The sequence below is a fragment of the Rosistilla oblonga genome (assembly GCF_007751715.1).
GTDB lineage: Bacteria > Planctomycetota > Planctomycetia > Pirellulales > Pirellulaceae > Rosistilla > Rosistilla oblonga.
This window is the reverse complement of the sequence record NZ_CP036292.1, coordinates 5687067-5705568: the sequence shown is the minus strand read 5'-3', so window position 1 is coordinate 5705568 and position 18502 is coordinate 5687067. Positions and strand designations below refer to the sequence as shown.

Genomic DNA, 18502 nt, shown 5'->3' with positions numbered 1-18502 from the left:
GGTCGTTTGCTAGGTGCAAACCCCAGGAACCCTCGCGCCGCTGCGCGGTATCAATCCCGGGCCCTACCAGCCTGTCAGTTATATGTAAGTCATGGTGAGTTGTCGCGACCGAATGCTTGCCAGGCCAGCGAGAAGTCTTTCATTCGTCGCAGGCCGTTCCACATCGCTTCGGCACCTGGTGGTGCGTCACCGCGACGATTGTTGTGGCCGCCAAGCTGACCGATCAATAAAATCAGCTCGCCTAAACTTGGTGGCTCGCTCGGTAGCGGTTCGTCACGAACCACTTTCCAGACAGGCTTCCACTCAAACTCATGGAAGACCGCTTCGCAGTCTAGGTCAGGACACTGCCGCCCCAACATGGTCAGATACATCAGCCGCCATGCGACGACCTTGTAGATCATCAACGCGCGACGTTGCCGGGCGTTGGTTTCGAGTTGAATCTCTTCGATCTTACAGCCAGATTTGTAGACTCGGAAATAGGTTTCGATTGGCCAACGCGTGACGTAAATATCGATCACCCGCTGAATCAGATCGATCGTGTCGATCGGCAGACTACTGAGCAGTTGCCAGTGAACTTCGGTGTCATCACCTGGTCCGTTCACCTCGCGGATCTCCACCACCGACAGTTCCACCTCGGGCAGTTCAGCCTTTCGCATCTGAGGCGGCTTGACGGTCAATCGCTTGGCACGAACATCCAGCGTCGCTCGGCGAGCGGCACGCTTGGGGGTGGTAGGCAAATCGACCTGAAGCCTCATCGCAACCGGAGCACTGGCGACTTCATCGGCAACCTTTTTGTAAACGTTTGGCCCTGTCGCGATGTCCCGCTCGGGCGTACAACGCGGCTGTTTGGCGCGAATAACGAAATCAGCCGGACTAGGATGCTGAGCCGCTTCGACAAAAATGTCGTACAGATCCGATTCACGATCGGAGACGCTGATGACCTGCTTGTCGGGCAACTGGCCGGCTAGCTGGCAAGCCTGCCGGTAGCCCTGCAGCCAACGGAAGGACTCTTTCTCTTCGATCGGCAACTGCTTTCTCTGATCGCTTTTTTGGCCGAGCGTTTCGAGGTTGTGCGAGAACAGCTTGACGTCCATCACGCCCAGACAAAGTCCGGTCTCGCTGAAGGCGATCTGGCTGTGGTCATAGAGACCGTATCGGTACTCTTCGTTTAGCACCCCGGAGTCTTCGGTGGGATGTTTGGAGAAGTCGAGTTCGGTGGTGTCTTGGACTAGCAGGACGACGTCGTGTTGGTCGATTCGCCGCATCGTGGCGTCTTTGTGAGCGTCGAGGATCTTGGCCTCGTCCACTGAATCGTTGTCAAAGAATTCGTAGGCGGCGTGCGTCTCGTTCCATCCCTGCGAGGCAGCGTTGATGCTTGCTTGAGGATTGGCCGAAAGCCGTTCGGCAATCTTCTTGCACCGCCGATCGAGGCGTTTTTCACCCAGTTGCAGTGTTTCAAATTCGTTGGCAATTGGCTCTGCCATGGTCGTCTCCGCGTCATAGGCTGTGCGATGTCCAATACTCACTCTGCCTAAATCGCTGTCGCAAATATCGTGCCCATCACGCCCCGATTGCCGGCGACTTGCGTATAACTGACAGCCCTACCAGCGAAGCGTACCGTTGGCGAGCCCGCGGCGGATTTCGGCTGGCGATTCCCATTTGGGAGTTGCCCAGATGCTTTTGGCTCGCGTGTTGTTCCCGCCCCATTGATTATTGCCGCCCCATTGGTGCTGGCGGTTGTTGTGGCCGTGGTGCCCATGATGGCCATGGTGCTTCTGTTTCCATTGGTGTTGTTTCTGGTGGTGATTGTTGTTGTGATTCCAAGTGTTGTTTGGCTTCCAATTGTTGTGGGATCCTCTGGTGTACTGTTGAGTCGTGCGGCTGTTTGTGCCGAACGAATGGTGCGACGGGGTGACCGAGCGTGTCAGCTGAGGCTGCGTGAACGATTGTGGTTGTGGTGTCTGTACTATTCGATGGTGTTGCGAGGTTGGGATCGAGACGGAGGCTGGCGTGCCGACAACGATATTGCTCGAGGCTGAGTGGCTGGGCGTAGCGGAGACGGCCAGCGAGGCAGGTTTGGTGGTGTTGTCGGACTTGACGACCGCCGCAGCGGGCACCCAACCGGTTAGGGTTTCGTCGCCGTTGACGGCCGCGACCCAGAACCAATCCTTGGCGTTATGCTGCTTCGATTTGGTGATTCTCAATACCTGGCCTCGCGAAACGCGACCGCTCTCCTGGGTGCCGACTTTAAGCTCCGTTGAATCGTTTCGTACGGTGACGCGGATCCCGTCCAGACCGGCCGCCAATTGGTCGACGATGGCAAAGTTGAGATCCTGTTGTGTGCCGCGTCCCAGGTAGGCGGCGCCACGACTTTTGCGTGCCTTCTTTCGCGCCGCAGCTGGCAGCGTTGGGTCTTCCAACAGCGCGGTGTAGGCCATGATCGCGTTGTCGTATTTCCCTTGTCGCAAGTAGACGTCGGCTTGGTCGAACAACGAATTGTTCTCCAGCTCCATCGATTCCGTAGCGGAGAGTTCAGGCACCGTGATCGATGCGATTTTGGTGATCTCTTCGTGGTCGATCTCGGGTGTGGGTTTCGGTACCGATGAAGTCTGGCGGGTTTCTGGTGGATGGAGATAGAAAGTATCGCGGGATACGTCCAAGTACATGCTGGGAGATTGATCGGTCTTCTTACGCACAGCTCGACTGGCGTTCACAAACACGTCCAGCAGCCGCAAGCCGTCGCTTGGCCGTTGTTTCATCGCGGCAGCCAGTTCGGTTGTGTAGGGCGAGTTACCATGGTTGCCGTCCGCAGCGGTTTTGCCGTCGGATGTGGCGTACGCGATGATCATCCCCTCGGGAATTGCTGTGTTCACGACCAGGCCGCGACCCTGTTGAACGACGCTACGCCGAGCCCAGGACCGCTCGAAGGGATTGTTGCGGCAGCAGTCCAAGACGACGACGTTCATCTCGCTTTCCGAACGCCCCAGTGAATCGAGGATCAGGCTGAGCGAAACCGCTTTGTATTTCACCAGCGTTTCGTCGGAGATCTCGGCGTCGACCGGGATCAGATAGGTTTCGCCTTCCACTTGAATCCCATGCCCGGCGAAGAAGAAGAAGGCCAAGCTGCCTTTCTCGACTCGGTTGAAGAATCGAGTGATCGAGCGGTCCATCGCCTGGTGCGACAGATCGGTTTCGGTTGTCACATCAAAGCCGAGGTCGCTTAATGCTTCGGAAATCGCGTGAGCATCGTTGGCCGGATTGGCGAGAGTGCCAACGCTGTAGTCGCCGTTGCCGATCACCATCGCGTGCAGTTTTTGAGTGTTCTTGGCCAAGGCGTTGTTGCTGCAAGCCAACGCGGTCAGCAGCAGGGCGGGGATCACGATTCGAATACTTGACGTTTGCATCGGTCTTCTCCAAAGCACAAAAGGAAAGATGGGGCTTCAAATTGGATTGAGTTGTTGTTGTTTTGTGAGCGTTTCGATTTTCAGGCTCGCCGCGATCGCGGTGCGATCGACAGCGAAGAGGTCAGTTCAGCGGCAAATCGGTTGGGGCGACCGGGCGGACGTAGCGAACGCTGACCGCGGCGATCGGTTTGCCGAACTTCGATTGCCCGTCTCGGTATCGCATCTCGACTTCGTCGCCCACGGCGGTGGCGAACTCACGAGTCGCGGAGTAGCGCTGGGCAGCTGTCGTTTCGAAAAACGTGGTGGTCAGCATGCCGACGCCATCGAAGACGCCGAACTGGGCGGCGGGCGTATCGGCGTAATTGCTAATGCGAAATTCGTGGCTGAGGTCGCCCGTGTGGTGCCAGCCTTTGATCAGGAACTTGGCATTCGGTTGCAGTTCCATGATCGTTTCCTTGCCGCGGTAATTTGCATCCAAGCTCAAGGCGAAGGTGTTGATTCCATCGATCGTTAAACGGCACCCGACCGGGCGGGCCGAATCGTTGAACAACCGGACCGCATAGATCTGGTCCGCTTTCAGATCGACCGTGGCAACGCCGTCGGTCTCGGTGATCGGAAGGCTGCGGTATTTGCCGTCGGACTGCTTCAGTGCGATCTCCAAACCGTAGGGGCTGCCGTCGGCAGGGTTCATCCGCGTCTTGCGTTTGGCATCGAGGTGGGTTTCCGGTTTGACGATGCTGCTGACCAACATCTCCGTCGCCGCCGTCGAATCGGATTCGGGCTTTTCGGAAACTGGTTTGTCCGGCTTGGAAGCTTGGGATTGCGCCGATAGGTCGACGCTACTGGGACCGAAGAAGGCCAAGCCCTCTTCGATCGCGGTGACTACTTTGCGTCGCAGCTTCTGGACCGTGTTGCCCAACGCGTCGCCGATCTCCGCTTCGATGATCGTGACGAATTGGCCATCGAGCTTCTGTCCCATGAAGCGACCGCTGACCGTATAAGCAGCTCCGACGTCGACGATCTCACACTTCGACTTCAGGTTCTCCTTCAGCGATTGCACGATTCTCGCTCCCGCGCCGCTGCTGGAAGGACCTTGGAAGGCACCGATCGCGACTTGCCCTTTGGTGTCGGGATCGGCGGCGATGTAGCGAGCGATCTCATCGCTCAACTTGACCATCGCCTCGCGAACCGTTGGCGTGACGTCGTCGCTGGCCGCCGAAGCGACGCTCGAGATCGCGATCGATAACAAGCCAACCAACCCCAGGATTCTGAATGCTTGGCTGCGGTAGAGCGTGTTTTTCATGATCGATGTCTCCCTGCGATGCGGATCGTCGTCCGGTTTTGGTTCTCGTCTCGTTTTCGCTTGAGTTGGCGTTCAGGCGTGGAGAGCACATGTGTCGCTCCCTAAAGAATGGATGCAGGTTCCGCCCCTCAAGCGGACACCGGTGCAGCGAAAAATTTGCGAAGAGCATCCGCACGGTGTCAGAAAATGCGCAAAGCCCCCGGTTTGACACCCGAGGGCTTTGGTGCGTGTTTTCGGGGACGAATCGCGAGCCGATTCGAGCGTGTTGGAGCCATCGATAAAGAAGAGGAGCTGTCGGATTGGAACCGACAAGCTGCGAAGTGACCCCGGAGGGGAGTCTGCGTTAGTTGGGATTCATCCCGCTGCCAACTCCCAACGCGACCGCTGTCCGTTGGAAGATCGACGATGGACTCTCCTGTTGCGTGTCCCACATCCGCCGCGGGATCGTGGAATCCGAGGCGAGCGGTGCCAGGCCCAGATCCTTCAGTTTCTGGTTGTACTGGATTGTGGGAGCCAGCGCCGTCGCGTCTTCAAACCCCAGTTCTGCCGCGACATCGGCCAACGACATATCTTGGTCGTACCATTTTGCCACGGTGCTGATCGGTTCGGGGAATTCGGTGATCGCTGTGTCGGCCGCCTCGTGAATTTGCAGATAGGGGCCGATCGCAAGCTTCAGCGCTGCCAGGTAGCGGTTGCGGTCGGAAGTCAAGATTTCCTGCAACCGATCGGGGCGAGTGTAGAGGGCGTCGACCTTGGTTCTGTCGTTGGAGGTCAGCGATTGCGAGCCCGAAACCATGTCGCGATAGTCCAGCAGGCCGTGGCGATGGCAACCGATGCAGCTGACCGCGTTGACGATCTCCGGCGAACCGGCGATCTCACGCATGTCACGAACGATTTCGATCGGTCCTTTATCGATCCGCTTCCCTTCGGCGTCGACCAACATATAACCTTGCAGTCCGTTGGGCAGATCCCAGATGATTTCGCCGCCAGCGTGTTCGAAGGCGAACTGATCGTGTGGGTTCCCATCGAAGCGAGGCCCCAGCGGAAAGCGGTATAAGACACCGCGGCCAAACGCTTTATCGAAGTCGTAGCTGCGATAGTAATACGACGCGACCGATCCCTCGTGTCGATCGACCAAGCGATTCTGATGACTCACGCCGCTGCCAGCGAAACCGGCGCGGTTCAGCCGATCTTGCAGGAAGTCCTGTTTCGTATCGACGCCCAGTCGCGTTTCCAATTCGCCAGCGGTCTCCGGTATGTTCAGTAGCGCGTGATAGGTCGCTGGCCGCGAGGCTTTGGTGACGAACCAATCGGCTCGGACATAGGCGATGCCGTCGAACGAAAGCGAACCGACAAGTTGTTCGATGTCCCTGGCAAACGCTTGCAATTTGTTGTCGTTCCAGGAGAGCCCAAATGGATAGCCTTGCAGAGCCAACTGCCAATCGGCGGCGGACCAGCCGAAGTCGCGGAGATCGACCCGAAAGACGCTCCCTTCGCTGGAGAGTTCGGCCGCGACATCGACCATCGGTGGATTGACGATCCGGCTGCGGCGGCTGACGCTGTTCAGCAGTTTGACGACGGCGGCGCGATACAGCCGCAGGTCGGCATCGGTGTACCGCGGGTTATTGCTGATCGCATGCAGCGACAGATAACGCTGATGCGATCGGCTCTCGGGCTGCATCTCTTGCAGATCGTCGCGAATCGATCGCAACACGTGCTCTTCAGCGATGAACTCGCGGTTCGTATAAGTTGGCGCCGCCGCTCCGTCGACTATCCAACGCCGCAAGACCTCCAAATCTTGATCGCTGATTCGATCGTCGATCTTTTGTGGCGGCATGTCCTTGTCGACGGCGATGCGTTGCCAAATCAACGACGCGTCCAGCTTGCCCGCGGTCACGTAAGGCGTCGCGTCGGCGGGCTGTGCGACCAGAACTGCATGATCCAAAACGTTGAACCCAGGGACTTCAAACTTCACGCCGTGGCAGGAATAGCAGTGTTTTTTCAAGATCTTTGCCGCTCGCGAGGCAAGATCGGGATCGTCGGCGCGGATCGGGATCGGTGAACTGAAACTGCACAGCAGGCAGATCGCTAACAGCAAATATCGGATCATCGCACTAGTTCTCCAGGCACGGGCGGGCACTTTCGTTGCGGCGGAAGAGCGGCGTTGTCCGACGAAACGCATCGACTGAAATGGTCGACGCATCGATCGGAAACGCATGGCTCGACTGCCAGTGGGCCAATCCTGGAAACGCCGAGAGTGCGGACATTGATTCCGGCGGTGCGAGAAAGTTTTGCGGTGGTCGGCAGCCTTGGAGCGATCGATTGGAAAGCTGATCTTGCCGCGATACGGCTGCGGGAGAGATCAGTCCCAGCGTCCGCCGCGCGATTGTTTTTTGGAACTCTGTTGGCGTTTGGATTCCAAGCGTCGCTTCTTCGATCCCAGCGTTGGCCGCGTTTCACGCCGTCGTTTCGGCGGATGTTGGCACTCCAAAAGCAGCGCCCGCAGCTTGGTCAGGCAATCCTCGAGGTTCCGCGGCTGTTGGCGATACTGTTGGCTGGTCAGGGAGAGCTGTCCCAGCTGGTTGATGCGATTTTGATGTCGCACTTTGACGCGGCGGGTCCATTCGGGATCGAGGATGTTGTTGTCGTCGACCAGCCAAGATACAGTAACTTTCGAATTCACCTTGTTGACATTTTGCCCACCTGGCCCGCTGCTGCGGGCATGCGTCACCGTCAGCTGATCCGCTGGAATCGTCACCCGAGAGTTGATTATGAGATCTTTCATTGCCTGGACAATCTGTTGGCTCGTCGTGCTCGTGTTAACCGGCGGCCCGCTCGCCGCCGCCGACTGGCTTAGTTTTCTAGGCCCCACGGCCAACGGTAAATCGACCGAGACCGGCATCTTAACCGATTGGAGCGACGGCAAACTGAAGCTGCTGTGGACCCTCGACCTCGATACCAGTTACGGCATCGGAGCTGTCGATCAGGGACGTTATTTCCAATTCGATCGCGTCGGCGACGTCGAGCGTTTGATCTGTCTCGATGCCGCCAGCGGCCGCGAGATTTGGCACGCTGATCAACCAGTCGCCTACCGCGACATGTATGGATACAACAACGGCCCGCGAAGTTCGCCAGTAATCGCTGGAAATCGAGTTTTTACCTACGGCGTCGCCGGCCGGCTCAGCTGCTTCGACAAGACCGACGGCAAACTGTTGTGGACGCATTCGTTGAACGAAGAGTTTGGCGTGATCCAAAACTTCTTCGGCGTCTCCTGTTGCCCGGTGATCTACAAAGACATGGTGATCGTGATGGTTGGCGGCAGCCCGGCGGCCGACCAACGCTTGCCGTTGGGAGCGTTGGATCGCGTCATCGGCAACAATTCGGGAATCGTCGCGTTCCGCCAATCCGATGGAAAGCTTGCTTATCAACTGTCCGACGAACTGGCCAGCTACAGCACGCCGGTGATCGCCAAGATCGATGGCCAAGACGTTGGACTGGCCTTCATGCGCGGCGGCTTGTTGGCCTTTGATCCGAACAAGGGTGAAGAACTGTGGCACTTCCCGTGGCGTTCGCCGCGGCTGGAGAGCGTCAATGCGGCGCTACCGATCGTCCGCGGCGATCAGGTGCTGATCTCGGAATGTTACGATGTCGGAAGTGCTTTGCTGAAAGTCACTCCACGCGATTACGAACTGCTGTGGAAAGATCCTCGGTCGCGTCGGGCGCAAGCGATGCGAGCCCACTGGGCGACGCCGATCCAGCACGGCGACTATCTGTTTGGTTGCAGCGGCCGCAATGAACCCGACAGCGATCTGCGTTGCATCCGTTGGTCCGACGGCGAAGTGATGTGGACCAAACCGAATCGAATCCGAACCAGTCTGCTTTGGATCGACGGTCATTTTGTGGTCCTCGATGAACGCGGCCACATGGAATTGATCAAGGACAGTAGCGATTCGTATCAACCGGTCACCGAGATCGATCTCTCCGAAGCGTTGGGAGATATCGAGGCTCCGTTTCTGCGATCGCCTTGTTGGGCCGCTCCGGTTGTCGCCAACGGCCGGCTGTACGTTCGCGGTGCAAATCGCGTCGCCTGTTTCCAATTGATCCCATCGGCGGCGAAGTAGTCTACGCTCGCTAGCATTCCCGCGGCGGTGACGATTCCGTCTTGCTCGCTCTTCGCCCGATAGCGTACCCTGCGAAACGGACAGTATCGGGGGAGCGAATTTTGCGGAAAGGCATGGGAGCGTGCAACGGTATTTATTGCTGATAGCAGCCTGCGTTTGCAGTTCTGTTGCGCGCGCTCAGCAGTACGAGATGCCGCCGGCATTGTTCGATCCATCGCCAGCGTTTCAGTTTGAACCGATCTCGGAAGCTCATTCTTCTCCGAAGCCGCAACGTCTGGATCTGGCCGGGGCGATGTCGATCGCCGCATCGGAACCGGCGACGCACAACATCCTTTCGGGCGTCCAACGGATCCCGACCTTTCTCAGTTCATCGCCGTCGGGAGTCGATCATCGGATCGTTCGCTACGACGTGCCACTCACCGAAGTCACTGCCCACAATCTGTTTCGCGCCAGCGGAGTCCAGGGCAAATTGATGGACGTTCCGTCGGACGATCCGGAGCAAGAGACGATACGCGTCGTCCGCTACGAAGTTCCCGACGACGAGATCTTGCTGCACAGCACGATCTCGCAAAATGGGCTGCAGGGCGATCTTGTCGAGGTTCACGACGACCAATCGTGGCGACCGCAGGTCCGTTTTTTGCAGCCCAAGGCCCGCGTCTTCTTCGATATGAAACGGGATAACGATTCGGAATTCGATCTGTTTCGCAACGGTTCGATCCTGGCGTCGTTGGACGTTCTGGAGATCTATAAACCGCTGAAACTGGTGACCGACTTCTTCGCCGATGAGAACAGCAAGAAGGTTTCGCTGCACGATCTCGGCTGGCGATTTGGCGCCACGCTGGGACTTGGGATCACCACCGCGCTATCAAATGGTGGCACCGACGGCGGGGGGGCTCCCATCGGCGTCGGCTCGATCGGCTTCCGGTACGAGTTCCCGATCGGCCCCGAACCTCCCGCGGTCCTCGATCAGAACGGCCGCCCGATTCGCTTGGACCAACGCACCCGCGTCGGCTTCGAAGCGGGGCTGCAAGCGGGGACATCGACCGACGAAACGATCGCCGATCGCTTCGACGTCGGTTTTTACTTGGGAATGCTGGTCAACACACCCTGGTAATTGGTCCTCGATCGCGGCAATCCAAGGGCGAACGAGCGGTTCGGTGTCGCTTTCCACATGAGGATAGTGGTAAACAGCTCTCGGTAGGCACCGTTGGCGACCGGGGCTTGGGCCCCCGACAGACTGCCAGCAAAACTAGGTTTGATCGTTTTTATCGTTTCAGTCAAGACGATCTAGGCAACCCGCCGAATCCAAAATATGTATGCATTGGTGCTTGCCTCTGCTAGCAATGCATTTCACCGGGCGACGCGTTTTGCTGCGCCCACTGCCCCCGGGTCGGAGTCGGTTTCATGATCACTGCTTTTTTCGCAGTTCTGTTTGTTGGTGTCATCGTTGGCTATCTGCTGTCCAACCGTACTGCATCGGATGATACCGAGGAACTGGAGGCTCTGGATCGCGAATTGCGGTCGTTGCAAGCATCCTCGCGTCAGTATCAGGATCAAGCCGAACTGCTGGCGTCGCAGTTGAAAGCTGCCGAGGCGGAACTGGTTGCGTCCAAAGGCGTCACCGACAACTTGGTGAGTGCAAATCAAGAGTTTGATCAGGAGCACCAGCGACTCAACCGCCAGCTGCACGAACTGCAAACCAAGCTCCACCACAGCTCGGCTCATCACGCCAAGCAGTCGCGCGAAATTCAAGAGCTGCGGGTTCTGTTGGAACAGAACGCGGCGGCGCAAAAGCAGGCCAAGCAACTGAAGCTGCAGTTGGATGGCGTGACACGCGAACTCGAAGCTCGTTCGTGCAACGCCGACGATGCGATCGGCAAACTGGTAGCTCAATGCGAATCGTTGGATCGCGAAAAGCAGTCCAAATCCGATTTGGTCGCCAAGCTGGAAGCCGACCTCAGCGAGATCGAGAAGCATGTCGAAGAGTTGCAGAGCGATTACGATCAGACCAGCGCCCAGTTGGGTGAACAGCAGAGTCGCAACGAATCGTTGGTGATCGCTAACCGGCAGATCCCGCGGTTGAGCGATGCACGAGATCAAGCGGTCGGCAAGATCGGGCAATTGGAGAAGGTTGTCAAAACGCTCGATCAGCAGCTGAAGGAGGCCAACAATGCGTGCGATCAGATGCAGAAGCAGCTGCGGACGCGAGCCGAAGAGAAGCAAACGCTGAATTTCGAGATCGATCAACGCGGGCAACGAATCACCGAACTGGAAGCTTTGGCGACGCAGCTGCATCCGCTGCAGCAGAAGCACGCCGCCGTCACCGCCGATTTGACATCGGCCAATAACGAATTGAACAAGCTGCGCGGCGAATTCGATACCCAAGCCGAACAGGTCGCAAGCGTTGGCAAGCAGTTGGAACAGGCTAACGCCAGTTTGCAATCCGAACGCGCCGAGAAGGATCAGTTGCAGAAAACGATCCAGGGCCTCCGCGAGGAACTGAAATCGAGCAGCTTGGTTGCACAGGATCGCGATCGTGTGAAGGCCGAACTGGTTGAGTCGCTGCAGAAGCTGACTGAGCTGGAGGAACAGAAGGCGGCGGTCGCTGAACAATTGGCTCGCAACGAATCGCTGCTGCAGACGGCTCACAAGCAATTGAACGCCTTCGATTCGGAGCGTCAGCAGCTGCAAGCCAATATCACCGAGCGGGGCAAGATCGCGCAAGAACTGCGAGATCGGATCGCGGAGTTGACGCAGGAAGCATCCGATCGCAACCGCATTGCCGCCGACCTAAACGACACGCAGGCGAAACTGCAAGCCGAGCAGACGCAGTCGTCGCAGCTGCAACAGACGCTGCAACATCGCGACGACGAATACGCACAGGTTCGCAAGCAGCTCGAATCGACGCTTGCTTCGCTGAACCAGGCTCAGCAAAAGAACGCCGCCGTTGCCGCTTCGTTGGCCAGTGTCCAAGCCGACAAGGATAAGCTGAACCAACAAATCGGTGAACTGAAACCGTCGAACGCCCAGCTGCGTCAGAGCGTCGCCGATCTGCAAACCAAGCTGGCGCAGGCCGAAGCGGAATCGCAGCAACAACTGGCCCAAAACGCTGATCAATTGAAGGCTCAGGTAGAGAAGAACCAAGCCCTGGCGGGGACTTTGCAGCAGAAGCAGCAAGAGATCTCGGGCCTCTCGGCTCAGTTGGATGATCTTGCCGACGTCCGAACCGCGTTGGACGACTTGCAGAAAACTCGCGTTGAACTGGAAGCGGCTACCCGCGAACTGGGGACCGAGCGTTTGGAAAACCGCAAGGCCAACGACGCGTTGCAGCGGCTGCAGGCTCAGAATGAAAACCTCAACGAAGAGCTCGAATCGCTGCGTCAATTGAAGCAGCAATTGATCGAAACGACCGCCGACCTGCACAAGCAGACGCAGACGTGTGCCGAACTGCGACGTTCGCTCGATGCGCGGCAGCAGAAGAACGACGCCTTGACTAGCGAATTGGAGATCTTGGGGCAGAGTAAAATCGATCTGGATAAGGCTCAAGAAGAGATCCGCACGCAGCGAGCGACGATCGATCGCTTGACCGATTCGGTCGCGCAACATCAAACGCACAACCAATCGCTGACCGAGCAATTGAAGCAGATCAAACCGCTGCAAAAGGACTTGGCCAAGACGCAGGCTCAGCTGGCGACGGTGCAAGCCGATTTGATGGAGGAGCGAGACGATAACGAAACGCTCGAGGAAGTCGTCGCGAAGCAGAAGCAAGAGCACCGGGAATTGGTTGCCGAACTGAAGGTCTTGCAGCAGTTGCAACAGAAGCTGGAGGACGTGTCGAGCAAGTTGGCGGATGAGCTGTCGCAAAACGATAAGCTACGCAAAGCGAGCACCGCGCTGTTGGCGGAGAACGAAACGCTGCACGAGCGCTGCGAAGACTTGGATCTGATCCAGAGTCGGTTGGAGGCGATGCAGGCGGAGTTCAGTGTCAAGTCGGACCAATTGGAACAGGCGGAGCTGCAACGCGATCGGGCGATCGACGCCAGCCACGCGCTGCGAGATCAACACAACGTGTTGCAACGCGATGTCGACAAGCAGTCGCAGACGATCGCCGAATTGCAGCGCGAGCAAACTCGGGCTCAGAAAGAACTGGCCAAAGCCGCTCAGGAACAGGCCAAGACGAACGATCAATTGGAACGTCAGGTTGAACTGACAAACCGCATGAAGGCGGATGCCGAATTGCGAGAGCAGTTGGAGCTGCAGATGCAGGATTTGCGAGCCCAGTTGCACGAGGCGAAGGGGCATCTGAAGCGGATCAGCGACGAATACGATGCCAGCTTGGATGCCAACGCGAAGGCTCAGGAACAGGTTCGCGAATTGGAGAACCGGCTGCATGCGAGCACCGCGCAGATCCGCGAGATGCGTCGCGAGATCGGGCAGATGTCCGACGTCGCCAACAAACCCGATGTTGTTCCGTTCAAGAAGGAAGACGCCGCTTGATCGGTTTTGGCCCAGTGTGCGATCATGGTCGCCGCAGCGAACCGGTGATCGCCGGTTCGCGATCCACCATAACCTCCGCAAACCACATTGGGTCTCTTACTGATGCAGTCTCCCGAACACGAAGCCCTGCCAATCGAAGTTGACGTCGCGACCGTGAAGTCGATGCTTGATCAGAACGCCGATTTTGTTTTGATCGATTGCCGCGAAGCCGATGAGTACCAGGTCGCCAAGATCGACGGTTCGATCCTGATTCCGCTCAGCGAGCTGCAGGAAAAGGGAGCGGAGCTGGAAGCCCATCGCGACCGCCATATCATCGTCCACTGTCACCACGGCGGACGCAGCATGCGGTTGACGCAGATCCTGTTGGCCAACGGTTTTCCACGCGTGCAAAACATGGCTGGCGGAATCGACGTTTGGTCGCAACAGATCGATAGCTCGGTGCCGCGTTATTAAGTCGCTACGGCGGCTTGGCAGTGGCAGGTTGCGTGGTCTCGATCGCAACCGAAAAACTTTGTCGACGGAAAGGGCAACGGCGGCGTGTTAGTCCCACCACCAGTGGTCTTGGCGAACCGGGTGTTTCGCTTGCTGTGACGATAAGTTCGCCAGCGATGCATAGACGACTGGCTCGCGCGTTAACGGCTCGCCTGGTTCTAACAGGACGCCGCCGCTGGCGACAACAACCGAATGAATCGTCTTTCCTTTTCGGAAGCGTCGGTGCACGACAAGCGATTCGGTCTGTCGCGCCGGCGGGGCACCAGCCTGCATCCATTGATCGGGGTGAGCCAGTAGGCCGGTCGCAGCCATTCGTTGTTCGGCTGGCATCTGTTGATGAAGCAACTGCGCGATTGCGGTTAGATCGTACAAGCCACGCAGGCGATCGTGCAGCGGATACTGCCGCGCGATATCGACGAAGTGACGATTGAAGGTCTCGGCGAACTGCTGGGCTCGTGGATCGGCCGCAACGGCAAACCGTTCGCCTTGAGCGTCGGCCGCCTGTTGTTCGGTGATCAATTGCAGCGGGAGTCCCGACAGTTCAAACGCTTGCTTTTGCGAGTCGCAGCGGACGTCCAGAGGTTGTGGAGCGAACCACATCCGCAAGAAGCTTCCGGTCAGCGGGCCTTGGTCGAGTGTCGCTTCGACGATCTCCATGTAGTTAGCGACGCCTCGCGGCATCGGTTGGGTTCCCAACGCAAGCATCTTCATGTGCCGGTCGGCTTGGATCATCAGCATCGCCATCGGCGTGTCGTCAGCGGTTCCGAAGACGCGGATGTTTTGTAGTCCCAGAGCTTCCTTCAGCTTCGGGCTTGCCGCCGCCGCGGCCAGGTTCCCCGATTGAATATCGGCGGTTACTTGTTGCGAGCGAACGATTCCTTCGGGCGTCGGTTCGATCGTGCACCCAAACGGCTGGCGTTGCTCGGCAGCGCCCAATGCCATCCCCAGCAGATCGATCCGCAGCGGGACTCGTCCCGTTTCGATGTCGATAGGTTGTTGGTCGGCATCCAGGCGAATCCCGCCGACCGGCCCGGCCAGGATCACGTCGTCGCCCGCTTCGCTGAGGAAGACGTACTGGATCGTGCTCAGTCCCGCCAAGTTGTGGATCGCTGAATCGAGCGATCGACCGCTGATCAGTTGTCGAGCGAGTTCGTGTTGCAGCCGATTCAGCGAGACTTTGCGGAGCGGTGATTTTGTCAGCCAGTCGCGTTGGGGCAACGCGGTTTGTTGCAAGCTCTGCGATCGCAGCAGCCTCAATTGATCGGCGTCCGCGCTCGCCGCGACGTCCCGAATCAAGCCGTTGGGATCTACCAACACGCCCGCCGGGTAGGGGCTCATCGTGCTCGGGCCACCTAACGCTTCCCAGGTGTCGGGGACGACGGTTGTTTGGATCAGCTCCATCAACGAATCGAAGTCGGCGATCGCGCCGCCGCCGGCCATTCCTGCGTCGGGTATTCCCATCGGAGCTGTCGAACCGCTGAGACCGTTGGTCGCCAGCAGGCTGCTGGCCGCGGCGGTCGGACTGCCGGTAGCAGCTTGTCCGTGGGCAACTTGAGCTAGCAGGCTGGCTCGATTCTCTATCGGCAGCGACATCGCGACCTGTTTTGCAGCAGCGAACTCGCCAGCAGCCAGGTGTCGCGCGACGCGATCGGTCGGCGACTGAGCGGATCCTAGATTGGCCAGCGGAAAGAGGCAAGCGATTGCTGCCAGCAGCAATGCTGCGTATCGACGTCGTGACATGACCTGGCCTTACGGTAGAGAAGAGAAGCGGTCCAGCGGAGCCAGTCGCCAGCAGAACCGGCGACCACTCCGCCATCTATCGTGACGCCATCGCTGCGATCGGTCAAGCTTTCACGCAGGTTTCGGCTGCTTCAGGCACCCAGTCATCCAATCCCCTGGACCAGCGGGGCACCAAGTCGGGCTGGTGAAGAACTCGTGTTGTTGATGAGATGTCAATTGCCCGACGTGGTCGTTGTCGATTGATCGGTCGAGCTGGCGGTTGTGTCGCTCATCGAAGCGCCGCCGTCGCCACCACTTGCAGCCGCCGCGGCCGCAGCTCCCAGTGCAGCCAACCCCGCTGCCGCGCCTCCGCCACCACTGCCGCCTCCGCCCGATCCGCCGCCACCCGATCCGGCTGATGAGCCACCAGCCGCTCCCGGTGCAGCTGCTGTGTTACCAGCTTCGCCATTTTGATTGTCATTCGAATCGACGGATTGTTGAAGAAACTGACGCATGGGGCCTGGAATCAACAGGATTTCAAGCGTTGGGCCCGCAGCCTGTGCACTGTTGTTGGCCGCTCGGAATGCGGTTTTGCGGAACTTCACGGCGGAAGCTGCAGATTGAGCCGGGAGCAGTTGGAATGAGAAGGCTGAATAACCCAACCATCCATTCGAAACGACGTCGTAAACGCCGGGCTCTAGGCCGGCAACAGTAAACCCACCCGATGAGTCCGAAACGACGGTCTGCAGTTTGCGTCCCCGTTGATAGATATTGATCTGGGTGGTGCGATTGAGTTCCCGTGTCTGATCTGAAACCGCGTAAACACGCCCCATCAATAGACCGTCAGCCTGTAATTGGGCCATGTAGAAACTCTTCGCCCGCATCGGCGTATGAGCGAATTGGCTTCGGTCGTCGTATTTGAACTGTTGTTTGGCATACGCCAGGTAATTCGTGAAATTGCGAATTTCGAGATCGCTTGAGACCGCGATGGTTGGAATATACAACGGTTCGATCAGTCCGGTCTGCTGATCGCGATTGCGAACGTAAATCGCGATGGCGGCAAACTTTCCCGGACCAGCAAATAGAACACTGTGCGTTCCCGGACGTACCCCACGGAACTCGACAGCGCCGTCGGGAGTGACGGGAGCCGTCATCGACTTTCCGTCAAACGCGATCAACTTGGCGTTTAGCCCCGAGACTGAGACTCGGCTGCTGCTTTGTAAATCGACGATTTGAAGTCGCAACACGCCGGCGTCCGCAAACGCGAAAAAGTCGTAGGGAACGCTACCCTCGGCATACGCTTCGGCAGGTACAGGTACAGGTACAGGGTCGGGCAGTACCGCGTCTTGGGCGTTGATCGATCGGCCGATTACTGGAATGCTGACCGCAGCAACGCTGGCCGCAAGCAGGATTTTGTGCATGATCATAACGTGGTCCTGAAAGTATCAAGTGGGAGATCGAGTGCCAGGAAAAGGCCAGAGTTAAAGCGAGCCAACCCCAAGCCGTTCTTCGAATTACGGCTGCAACTGCGAAGCACCAGCTTGGTTTTTCATGTCGAACTCGACACGAGCAAAACCGCTGCCGTTGCCTGGTTTATCGCAGTATGCACCATCGGCTTTGTTGAGACTCAACAGCCCTGCCGCACCGAGTATAGTAGATGTGGGGTGGGGATGTGACTGGGAGGATGGTTTTATTTGAAATGATTTTGATGAGACCGTCCGCCTCCGCCGCAACGACCTTAATTAACGATGTCCCGCTTGTCCAATCCTGATCTAACCGATGGTCTCGGAGCGATCCTGTTGAGTCGTCACGAGAACCAACCCCACCAGCATCATTCCCGACAGACACCCTAAGCCACCGCCAGCAGCAAGATGCATTCCAAGGTTGGGGGCGACTTGGGTACCGCGCTCCGCAGGCCGCACGACCGTGACCTCTTTGGGATGATCGGAAGCAAGGTCGGGGACTGCAGCCAGCGTGCGGGTGATCTGATCGGCGAGCAGATATTGCTGACTTAATGCCTCTCTCAGACGCTGCTCTTCCTGCAGCGTCTGCTGTTGGCTGGTAAATTCCTTGGCCGCTTTATCGAGCTCGATTTCAATCGTCTTGTAACGGGCGTCTAGTCGTTGAATCTCGACTCGAAGCGCCGCCAGCTTGGTAGTGATCTTTTTTTGAAGCGTTTCTCTTTGCTCGCTGGTTTCGGCCGGATCGCTTGGCGGGGTGATGCGTTGGTCGAACGGGTTGGGGGGCGTTTCGAGCGGAGCGGGAATTGGCGGCAATTGCGTCAATTTCGCCCGCACGAGAGCGATTTGTTTTCGCAACCCTTTCGCCTTGGGATGTTCGGTACCAACGTTCAATAGCAGAAGATCTAATTCCTGCTCCAGCGGTATTAATTCGCGTTGCACTTGTTCGGTTAACGCGATGCGTTGCTGCCGGGCCTGTTCAATCTCTGCAGCCCGCTGCTCCGCCGCGGCTTGTTTCATTTCAGGGCTTTCTACCGCTGCAGGTTGGGGCTGGGAACGGGGGATTTGTGTGATATTAAGTGTCGTTAAAATGTCCTGGTAGTTAGTGTCGGGGGCATCGGCGGCCAGCAGCAATTCCACTTTCTGTAATTTGGTCTCCGCTGCCGATTTCTGGTTCGCGACTTGCTCCGCTTCCGATCGCAGTGAATCGACCTGTGTTGCCGCTCGCGAAACCACGCTCCCATTGAGAAGGGAGGCGTCGGCCGGTAACGACAGCGCTTCCAGTTGCTGTTCCAATTTCTCGATCCGTGAATTGACAACTGCGTGAGTCTCGGAGAACTGTGCGAGTGCTTGTTGCCATGATTCCGATCCGTCATCCTTGGAAACGTAGCCGCGGTATGCATTAACTACCGATGCAACAACTTCCGCAGCTGCCGATGGAGTTTCGCCTCGTCCTCGGATCGAGAACATTTGTCCCTGTTTGGGCGAACTGTCGATGTATTCGAC

12 protein-coding genes are annotated in these 18502 nt (G+C 57.9%); 4 read left to right on the top strand and 8 right to left on the bottom strand.

All coding sequences use genetic code 11. The annotated features are described in order from the left end of the window. Positions 1–89: 89 nt before the first annotated feature. The 5 genes from CA51_RS20190 to arfB all read right to left on the bottom strand — a co-directional run bounded on the left by CA51_RS20190 (position 90) and on the right by arfB (position 7492). Positions 90–1484, bottom strand: coding sequence for an IS4 family transposase (locus tag CA51_RS20190; RefSeq protein WP_145122991.1), 1395 nt, complete (start codon positions 1482–1484; stop codon positions 90–92). Positions 1485–1601: 117 nt separating this feature from the next. Then, positions 1602–3404 (bottom strand): caspase family protein, encoded by a 1803-nt coding sequence (locus CA51_RS20185; protein WP_145122990.1) that lies wholly within the window; start codon positions 3402–3404, stop codon positions 1602–1604. Between the two features lie 121 nt (positions 3405–3525). Next, a complete protein-coding gene (locus CA51_RS20180; protein WP_145122989.1) occupies positions 3526–4707 on the bottom strand; it encodes a hypothetical protein in 1182 nt (393 codons plus the stop codon). Between the two features lie 343 nt (positions 4708–5050). Then, positions 5051–6817, bottom strand: a complete 1767-nt coding sequence (locus CA51_RS20175; RefSeq protein ID WP_197451344.1) for a c-type cytochrome domain-containing protein — start codon at positions 6815–6817, stop codon at positions 5051–5053. Between the two features lie 252 nt (positions 6818–7069). After that, positions 7070–7492 (bottom strand): alternative ribosome rescue aminoacyl-tRNA hydrolase ArfB, encoded by a 423-nt coding sequence (arfB, locus tag CA51_RS20170; protein WP_145122987.1) that lies wholly within the window; start codon positions 7490–7492, stop codon positions 7070–7072. On the opposite strand from arfB, the gene CA51_RS20165 reads away from it, so the two are divergent. The 4 genes from CA51_RS20165 (at position 7479) to CA51_RS20150 (ending at position 13778) form a co-directional block, all read left to right on the top strand. Beyond that, positions 7479–8828, top strand: coding sequence for a PQQ-binding-like beta-propeller repeat protein (locus CA51_RS20165; protein ID WP_145122986.1), 1350 nt, complete (start codon positions 7479–7481; stop codon positions 8826–8828). The genes arfB and CA51_RS20165 overlap by 14 nt on opposite strands. 190 nt (positions 8829–9018) lie before the next feature. Further along, a complete protein-coding gene (locus CA51_RS20160; protein WP_145122985.1) occupies positions 9019–9942 on the top strand; it encodes a hypothetical protein in 924 nt (307 codons plus the stop codon). A 290-nt stretch (positions 9943–10232) separates the two neighbouring features. Then, on the top strand, positions 10233–13325 hold the full coding sequence (locus tag CA51_RS20155; RefSeq protein ID WP_145122984.1) for a coiled-coil domain-containing protein: 3093 nt from the start codon (positions 10233–10235) through the stop codon (positions 13323–13325). A 102-nt stretch (positions 13326–13427) separates the two neighbouring features. Beyond that, positions 13428–13778, top strand: coding sequence for a rhodanese-like domain-containing protein (locus CA51_RS20150; protein WP_145122983.1), 351 nt, complete (start codon positions 13428–13430; stop codon positions 13776–13778). An 87-nt stretch (positions 13779–13865) separates the two neighbouring features. On the opposite strand, the gene CA51_RS20145 is transcribed toward CA51_RS20150, so the two are convergent. The 3 genes from CA51_RS20145 to CA51_RS20135 all read right to left on the bottom strand — a co-directional run bounded on the left by CA51_RS20145 (position 13866) and on the right by CA51_RS20135 (position 18292). After that, a complete protein-coding gene (locus CA51_RS20145) occupies positions 13866–15557 on the bottom strand; it encodes a DUF1598 domain-containing protein (protein WP_145122982.1) in 1692 nt (563 codons plus the stop codon). Positions 15558–15769: 212 nt separating this feature from the next. Next, positions 15770–16963: a hypothetical protein gene (locus tag CA51_RS20140; RefSeq protein WP_145122981.1), complete on the bottom strand. Its 1194-nt coding sequence runs from the start codon at positions 16961–16963 to the stop codon at positions 15770–15772. A 345-nt stretch (positions 16964–17308) separates the two neighbouring features. Beyond that, positions 17309–18292 (bottom strand): hypothetical protein, encoded by a 984-nt coding sequence (locus tag CA51_RS20135; RefSeq protein WP_145122980.1) that lies wholly within the window; start codon positions 18290–18292, stop codon positions 17309–17311. Positions 18293–18502 lie beyond the last annotated feature (210 nt).

Excerpts from the sequence above, each read along its gene's own strand:
- CA51_RS20190 (WP_145122991.1), bottom strand. The coding sequence starts at position 1,484 with ATGGCAGAGCCAATTGCCAACGAATTTGAAACACTGCAACTGGGTGAA.
- CA51_RS20150 (WP_145122983.1), top strand. The coding sequence starts at position 13,428 with ATGCAGTCTCCCGAACACGAAGCCCTGCCAATCGAAGTTGACGTCGCG.
- CA51_RS20180 (WP_145122989.1), bottom strand. The coding sequence starts at position 4,707 with ATGAAAAACACGCTCTACCGCAGCCAAGCATTCAGAATCCTGGGGTTG.
- CA51_RS20175 (WP_197451344.1), bottom strand. The coding sequence starts at position 6,817 with ATGATCCGATATTTGCTGTTAGCGATCTGCCTGCTGTGCAGTTTCAGT.
- CA51_RS20165 (WP_145122986.1), top strand. The coding sequence starts at position 7,479 with ATGAGATCTTTCATTGCCTGGACAATCTGTTGGCTCGTCGTGCTCGTG.
- CA51_RS20160 (WP_145122985.1), top strand. The coding sequence starts at position 9,019 with ATGCCGCCGGCATTGTTCGATCCATCGCCAGCGTTTCAGTTTGAACCG.
- CA51_RS20155 (WP_145122984.1), top strand. The coding sequence starts at position 10,233 with ATGATCACTGCTTTTTTCGCAGTTCTGTTTGTTGGTGTCATCGTTGGC.
- CA51_RS20140 (WP_145122981.1), bottom strand. The coding sequence starts at position 16,963 with ATGATCATGCACAAAATCCTGCTTGCGGCCAGCGTTGCTGCGGTCAGC.
- arfB (WP_145122987.1), bottom strand. The coding sequence starts at position 7,492 with ATGAAAGATCTCATAATCAACTCTCGGGTGACGATTCCAGCGGATCAG.
- CA51_RS20145 (WP_145122982.1), bottom strand. The coding sequence starts at position 15,557 with ATGTCACGACGTCGATACGCAGCATTGCTGCTGGCAGCAATCGCTTGC.
- CA51_RS20185 (WP_145122990.1), bottom strand. The coding sequence starts at position 3,404 with ATGCAAACGTCAAGTATTCGAATCGTGATCCCCGCCCTGCTGCTGACC.